General features: G+C 51.2%; 6 protein-coding genes and 1 pseudogene (1 of these 7 cut by a window edge). All 7 read left to right on the plus strand.

Annotation, left to right across the window (positions count from 1 at the left end; genetic code table 11):
- A partial coding sequence (locus J4G02_21655) for a phytanoyl-CoA dioxygenase family protein (GenBank protein ID MCE2397126.1) occupies positions 1 to 504 on the plus strand: 504 nt, incomplete at its 5' end.
- A gap of 79 nt (positions 505 to 583) precedes the next feature.
- On the plus strand, positions 584 to 1,600 hold the full coding sequence (gene trpD, locus J4G02_21660) for an anthranilate phosphoribosyltransferase (GenBank protein ID MCE2397127.1): 1,017 nt from the start codon (positions 584 to 586) through the stop codon (positions 1,598 to 1,600).
- A gap of 62 nt (positions 1,601 to 1,662) precedes the next feature.
- Positions 1,663 to 2,676, plus strand: a complete 1,014-nt coding sequence (gene trpD, locus J4G02_21665; GenBank protein ID MCE2397128.1) for an anthranilate phosphoribosyltransferase — start codon at positions 1,663 to 1,665, stop codon at positions 2,674 to 2,676.
- Positions 2,677 to 2,912: 236 nt separating this feature from the next.
- Complete coding sequence (locus J4G02_21670; protein MCE2397129.1) at positions 2,913 to 3,851, plus strand: aldo/keto reductase; 939 nt, start codon at positions 2,913 to 2,915, stop codon at positions 3,849 to 3,851.
- Between the two features lie 452 nt (positions 3,852 to 4,303).
- Positions 4,304 to 5,290 carry an aminotransferase class V-fold PLP-dependent enzyme gene (locus tag J4G02_21675; protein ID MCE2397130.1) on the plus strand — a complete coding sequence of 329 codons (987 nt, stop codon included), beginning with the start codon at positions 4,304 to 4,306 and terminating at the stop codon, positions 5,288 to 5,290.
- 115 nt (positions 5,291 to 5,405) lie between these two features.
- A complete protein-coding gene (locus tag J4G02_21680) occupies positions 5,406 to 6,251 on the plus strand; it encodes a deoxyribonuclease IV (GenBank protein MCE2397131.1) in 846 nt (281 codons plus the stop codon).
- Positions 6,252 to 6,512: 261 nt separating this feature from the next.
- Positions 6,513 to 7,042, plus strand: a pseudogene (locus J4G02_21685) (MBL fold metallo-hydrolase) (it continues 217 nt past the right edge of the window).

The raw sequence follows: 7,042 nt of genomic DNA on the forward strand, positions 1-7,042 counted from the left end.
CTTTCGTTGGTGCGGGGGATTCTCGGCGAAGATTGTGTGCTCGCCGACTGTAGCGCGACTAGTATCGGACCCCACACCGATGAGGGTGGGGCATGGCATGTAGATGTTCCGCTCGGTCAGTTGCCTGAACCTTTGCCGGACTTCCCGTTGACCATCCAGAATGCTTGGATGCTCGATGCGTTCACAACGACCAACGGGGCGACGCAGATTGTTCCTAACAGCCATCGCACTCGCAGAAAGCCTGTATGGGGCGGACAGCGGGAGGATGGGAAGATACTGACGGGATCTGCCGGCTCGGTCGCTATCTGGCTCTCAAATACATGGCATCGATCGGGACCCAACGCAACAGACAACCCCCGTCGGGCAATCCTCTGCTATTACTCTCGCTCATGGATTAAACCGTTCACCGATTATACATCACTAGCCCCGGAGATCGCGCAAACCTTCTCACCGGAACTGCGGTATCTTCTCGGATATTCGGCGAACCCTCCTATACGAGGGTAGACGGAATTTTTTATCTGCATTATTCCAAATTTCATCAACTTCCAAAACTATAAATTTACTGCAATGAGGAGATATTATAATGATCCGCGAAACAATCCAAAAAGTTGTCGATGGACACGACTTAACGGAGCGTGAAACTGTTGACACCATGAACGAAATAATGAGCGGTGAAGCGACGCCTGCGCAAGTTGCTTCTTTCATTACCGCTCTCCGAATCAAAGGCGAGACGATTGAAGAAATTACCGGTGCCGCACGCGTTATGCGAGAAAAGTCGACAAAGATCCACACCAAACATCCTTTTGCTGTTGATACTTGCGGTACAGGCGGAGATGGCTCACACTCATTCAACATCTCAACGACCGCGGCATTTGTTGTGGCAGGAGCAGAGATTCCAGTGGCAAAGCACGGTAACCGAGCGGCTTCGAGCCAAAGTGGTAGTGCGGACGTTCTTAAAGCGTTGGGCGTAAATATCGAAATCGGACCAGAGCAGGTTGGGGCGTGTATTGATGATGTGGGAATCGGTTTTCTCTTTGCTGTTACGTTGCACGGTGCGATGAAATATGCGATTGGACCCCGCCGAGAAATCGGTATCCGTACAATTTTCAATGCGCTCGGTCCGCTCACGAACCCCGCCGGTGCTCGAGCACAGGTCCTTGGGGTCTACGCACCAACGCTGACGGAGCCCTTGGCGAATGTCCTCAAAAATCTTGGCAGCCATCGTGCGTTCGTTGTACATGGAGGAGATGGCTTGGACGAGATTACAACAACAACGACGACGCAGGTTTCGGAGTTGGCAGATGGCGAGGTCAATACATACACGCTTGATCCGAGGGGATTGGGTATCCCAACAGCACAACCCAGCGACCTCAAAGGAGGAACACCGGAAGAAAATGCAGAAATGACGTTGAGCGTCCTCAGAGGCGAAAAGAGCCCCAAACGGGACATCGTGTTGCTCAATGCAGCGGCGGCAATTGTGGCGGGTGGTAAGACTGCGGATATAGCAGCAGGACTCGCAGCGGCAGCAGAATCTATCGATTCCGGGCGGGCGTTGGAGAAATTGGAAGGGTTAAAGGCGAAATCAAACCAGGTATTTTAACCTTGAGCGGCATCTGATTTTCTGCAAATAGAAATTTGCTGAAACGAGGAGATATTACAGTGATCCGCGAAACAATCCAAAAAGTTGTCGATGGACACGACTTAACGGAGCGTGAAACCGTTGATACTATGAACGAAATAATGAGCAGCGAAGCGACGTCAGCGCAAGTTGCTTCGTTCATCACTGCTCTCCGAATTAAGGGCGAAACGATTGAAGAAATCACCGGTGCGGCGCGTGTGATGCGCGAAAAATCGACGAAGGTTCACACCAAACACCCCTTTGTTGTTGATACTTCTGGCACGGGCGGGGATGGAGCACATACGTTCAATATTTCAACAACCGCCGCATTTGTTGTGGCGGGAACGGGGATTCCCGTGGCAAAACATGGTAACCGAGCCATTTCGAGCCGGAGCGGAGCCGCCGACGTTCTCAAAGCGTTGGGCGTAAACATCGAAATCGGACCAGAACAGATTGGGGCGTGTATTGATGATGTAGGCATCGGCTTTCTCTTTACAATTACATTGCACAGCGCGATGAAATATGCGATTGCCCCCCGCCAAGAAGTCGGTATCCGCACAATTTTCAACGCGCTCGGTCCACTCACGAATCCTGCCGGGGCGCAGGCACAAGTCCTTGGTGTTTACGCACTAACACTGACGGAGCCTCTAGCACATGTCCTCAAGAATTTTGGAGCCCAGTGCGCGTTTGTTGTGCATGGCAGAGACGGTTTGGACGAGATCACAACGACGACAACGACTCAGGTTTCGGAGTTGGTAGATGGTGAGGTGAATACTTACACGCTTGATCCGACGGAATTGGGTATCCCAACTGTACAACCCAGCGACCTCAAAGGTGGAACGCCAGAAGAAAACGCGGAAATGACGTTGAGCGTCTTGAGAGGTGAAAAGGGCCCCAAACGGGACATAGTGTTGCTTAACGCAGCGGCGGCGATTGTTGCGGGTGGTAAGGCTGAAGACATAACAGCGGGACTCGCAGTAGCAGCTGAATCTATTGATTCAGGGTGGGCGTTGGAGAAATTGGAAGGGTTGAAGGCAAAATCGAATGAGGCACTTTAACCTTGAGTGGCGTCTGATTTTCTGCTAGAATCTCAGCGTTGCCTTCTATCGCTAGTATTATAGTAACCTAAGTTGCTAGTTATTAAAAATCCATCAGCACCTGTAGGTCGAGATTCACATCTCGACACCAAACCGTCGATTTTGGAGGATTAGGGGTTGTTGGTTTGAATATGCCGACAACTAGCAACTTGTGTTATAGTATGTTCTAAAAGTAGAATAAACAACGGAGGAATCAAATGGCTCAGTTATCTAAAGCAACTCTCGGACGGACGGGACTTGACGTAACTCGCTTGAGTTACGGTGCGATGGAGATCCGGTCGGAGTGGGCTGGCAACGACGAGCGTCCACTGACCGAAACACAGGCGGAAACTGTCCTCAATGCACTATTAGATGCCGGAATCAACTTCATTGATACCGCCGATTGCTACGGTCGCAGTGAAGAGTATATCGGCAGATTTATCTCCCATCGACGCGATGAATACTACTTGGCGAGCAAGTGTGGCTGCCACCCAGATCACGGACAAAAGCACTTAGGATGGGTTGGCAAAATTTGGACGAAGGAAAATGTCCACCGCGGCGTGGATGAAAGCCTGCGGCGATTGAAAACTGACTATCTTGATGTGATGCAATTCCACGGCGCAACGGTAGAAGATTGCGAAAAAGGGCACGTGATAGATGCCTTGAACGAAGCGCGAGAACAGGGCAAGGTGCGCTGGATCGGGACATCGTCTGCCCTTGAACATAAACCGACCTTTCTTGAGTGGGGTTCGTTTGATGTGTTTCAGCTTGGATATTCCGCGCTTGACCGCACCACTGAAAATTTTATCGCTGAGGCAGCGGACGCGGGGACTGGGATGATTATCCGGGGCGGCGTTGCACAGGGTGAACCGGGAGAAGGCAGAGGGAGTGCTGACAGATGGCAGCAGGCATTCGACAAGGCAAAGTTAGACGAGCTGCGCGATGAAGATGAAAGCCGTACTGCATTCATTTTACGTTTTACCCTGAGCCATCCACACGTTCATACGACCATCGTGGGAACGCGGAACGTCGACCACCTGCTTGAGAATGTACAAACCGCTGAACGCGGTCCGTTGCCACCAGATGTTTACGCAGAGGCAAAGCGCCGCCTTGATGCAATCGGGCTGACGCCGACGGATTCACTCGCAAATGTGTAGTTATCTAAGTGATCAGTTGCAATCAACCATCAGGGCAAACCGTAGTTGAAGCAAGAAGTTCCGCGTGGAATCTGAACGAGATCGGTATGAGTTACAGCAATTTGTGATGAATTCAAATCAGAATAAAGATAGGATTTACGCAGTTGGACGCTCAACACCTCGTAGTTCGGCGATTCATCGCCGGAGATAACAACTCCTGATGCCCGATAAATCAGCCAACTACAGTAAGGACTCCATCAAGGCATTCGTAGGGAACAACGATCGTTGTTCCCTACCGAAATGCGTAAGTCCTGTAAAGGATAAAACCGTAGGAGTAAGACAATCGTAATGACTAACAATTTCGGTAGCGAAGTCTACAAAAGGCTCGGCGTGCGACCGCTTATTAACGCCGGGGGAACGCAGACGCTTTGGGGAGGTTCGACGCTTTCCCCTGAAGTTCTAACTATGTGGAGATGGAGGAACTTCTAGACAAAGCGGGTGAGCACACCGCAAAACTGATGGGCGTTGAGGCAGCCTACATAACCTCTGGTTGCTTTGCCGCGCTTGCCCTGAGCACCGCCGCCTGTATGACCGGGAGAGATCGCCAGAAGATCAGTCAAATCCCGGAGATCGTTGGCATTAAGCACGAGGTACTCATCCAAGCGAAACATCGCAACAGCTACGACCGAGAATATCCTGTGCCCGGCGGGGTGCTTGTGGAGGTGGGAGACGCAGACAGCTGCACCGTTGATGCGTTGGAAGAAGCGATAGGCCCCAACACCGCAGCAGTTGCTTACCTTGCTAGAAGGGATAGTGACAGCTCGATTCTACCGTTGGCAGATGTGGTCAAAACGGCTCACGCCCACGGTGTACCCGTCATCGTTGATGCTGCGACCCATATCTATCCCGTAGACTACTTCCGAGGGCTTGCACAGTCGGCGGATTTGGTATGCTTTAGCGGCAAATACTTCAATGCCCCGCCTGCGGTTGGGATTGCATGCGGCAAAAAGGAATTGATGGAGGCCGTAGCGGATCACGGTTATATCGGCTTCTACAACCCTGATGGGCGTTCATTTGGGAGAGGGTTTAAGATAGGTCGTCACGATGTAATCGGACTGGTGGCGGCACTGGAGTGGTGGCTGAACGCAGATCATGACGAACGTCATGCGAAGGATGAGGCGAGGCTCGCTAGTATGCAGCAGGCATTGGAAGGTGTTGCGGGGGTTGGGGAGATGGAGATAGTGCACGTCGCTACACATACCGGATCCACTCTACAAGTTGGCATTGATTCAGAAGTTTCGGGAAAGGACGCGAGGCAGGTCGTGGCTGAGCTTGACGCAGGCGAGCCTCGTATCAGGGTGGGCGGGGGTGAGGATAGCATCACGATTCACGCCCATCCCCTGAACGAAGGTGAGGAAGAAATCATCATCGATCGGTTGAAGGCTGTGCTCACCAGCTAAATCGGCTCAGTTTCCGTCGATCTGCTCTTGTTAGTAATAACGTATTCAGGGGGTGTACTGAGTATATCTGACTGTTTTAGGCTTTTTTCTTTTTAATATTGGAGGATCACCATCAATGATGCTAGGTGCACATGTTTCCGCCGCTGGCGGTTTGCACAATTCAATTCGGAACGGGGAAAAGTTGGAATGTGAAGCCATCCAGATTTTCCTGAAAAATCCAAACCGCTGGGTCGGCAAAGAGCCTGGCGAATCGGATATAGAACAATTTCGGGAGGCGTGGGAGGCGTCTGACATCGTTCGCGAAGGGCTTGTCCACGACATCCATCTCACCAACCTCGCCTCTCCCAAACAGAATGTCCTTGGAAACTCTCGTGAACAGTTTCTTTCTCAAATTGAGCTCGCGGATGCCTGTGGGATTCGGTATATTGTGACCCATCTCGGATCACATCTGGACGCCGGCGAAGCGGAAGGGTTGAAGGTATTGAGCGATAGCCTGAATGAAATCTTTGAACAAACGGCGGGCGGCAGCGTCATTGTCTTGTTAGAGACAACGGCGGGACAAGGGACAAATCTGGGATACTGCTTTGAGCACCTGCGTAAGATTATTGATGACTCGAAATGTCCGGAAAGGTTAGGAGTTTGCTTCGATACCTGTCACGTCTTCGCGGCGGGATACGATTTACGGACGGAGGACGACTATCATCAAACATTTGATCAATTTGACCAAATTGTCGGCTTGGATCGGTTGCTGGCGTTCCATCTCAACGATGCGAAATCGCAGTACGGCAGCCGGGTTGATCGCCACGAACACATCGGTGAAGGCAACATTGGGATAACACCTTTCCAACTGCTTGCCAATGACCCACGCTTTGAGAATACTCCAATGGTTATCGAAACGCCGAAGATGGAAACGATGCACGCGACCAATCTTGCTGTATTGAGAGGATTAGTGAAAGCTTAAAAGATGGCTAGCGAGGCAGGCGCGGGGTGTCTATAAATGCATTTACGATTTACATATTACGTTTCACACATCGGAGTACCTTAATATGCCCATAGGTCCTTGGGAAATGCTGATTCTGCTCATCATTTTTGTAGGCATCCTTCTGATTTCGCGTCGTCAAACCAAGCGAATCTGTCCCCAATGCGGTTTTGCGATTCGATCGTATACCGCTGAGTGCCCTGAGTGCGGGATGGTTTTTCCGAGGAAGGAAAGGTCGGGTTCATGAAGATTACGTTTCTCGGTACAGGCACATCGCACGGCGTCCCGATGATTGCTTGTCATTGTGATGTCTGTCGATCGAAAGACCCCAAAAATCACCGCACCCGTCCCTCAATTGTTATTACTCTTGACAACAACAGAAACATCCTTGTCGATACCTCGCCGGAGCTTCGGCTTCAAGTTATTGAGTGTGGCATTGACCACATTGACGCCATCCTTTTTACCCACGCCCACGCAGACCATCTGCACGGACTTGATGATGTCCGGGCGTACTCTGAGATTCAAGGTACTTCCATCCCTTGTTATGGCAGTCCCGACACCCTCGATCGTCTCAGCACTGTCTTTGAATATGCCTTTCGGCTTCAGCACCTCGGCGGCGGTATCCCACAACTGGAGCTGGTGGCAATTGACGGTCCTTTTCAGTTGTTTGGTGTTGAATTTGTTCCGGTTGACCTGCTACATGGCTGGACGGAAGTGCTTGGATTTCGGATTGGCAATTTCGCATATGCCACGGACTGTAACGCGATTTCGCC

It is taken from the genome of Candidatus Poribacteria bacterium (genome assembly GCA_021295755.1).
Classification (GTDB): domain Bacteria; phylum Poribacteria; class WGA-4E; order WGA-4E; family PCPOR2b; genus PCPOR2b.

What these genes read in the sequence shown, in the direction of transcription:
- trpD (MCE2397127.1), top strand. Translation starts at nt 584, where the DNA reads ATGATCCGCGAAACAATCCAAAAAGTTGTCGATGGACACGACTTAACG.
- J4G02_21670 (MCE2397129.1), top strand. Translation starts at nt 2,913, where the DNA reads ATGGCTCAGTTATCTAAAGCAACTCTCGGACGGACGGGACTTGACGTA.
- J4G02_21675 (MCE2397130.1), top strand. Translation starts at nt 4,304, where the DNA reads ATGGAGGAACTTCTAGACAAAGCGGGTGAGCACACCGCAAAACTGATG.
- J4G02_21680 (MCE2397131.1), top strand. Translation starts at nt 5,406, where the DNA reads ATGATGCTAGGTGCACATGTTTCCGCCGCTGGCGGTTTGCACAATTCA.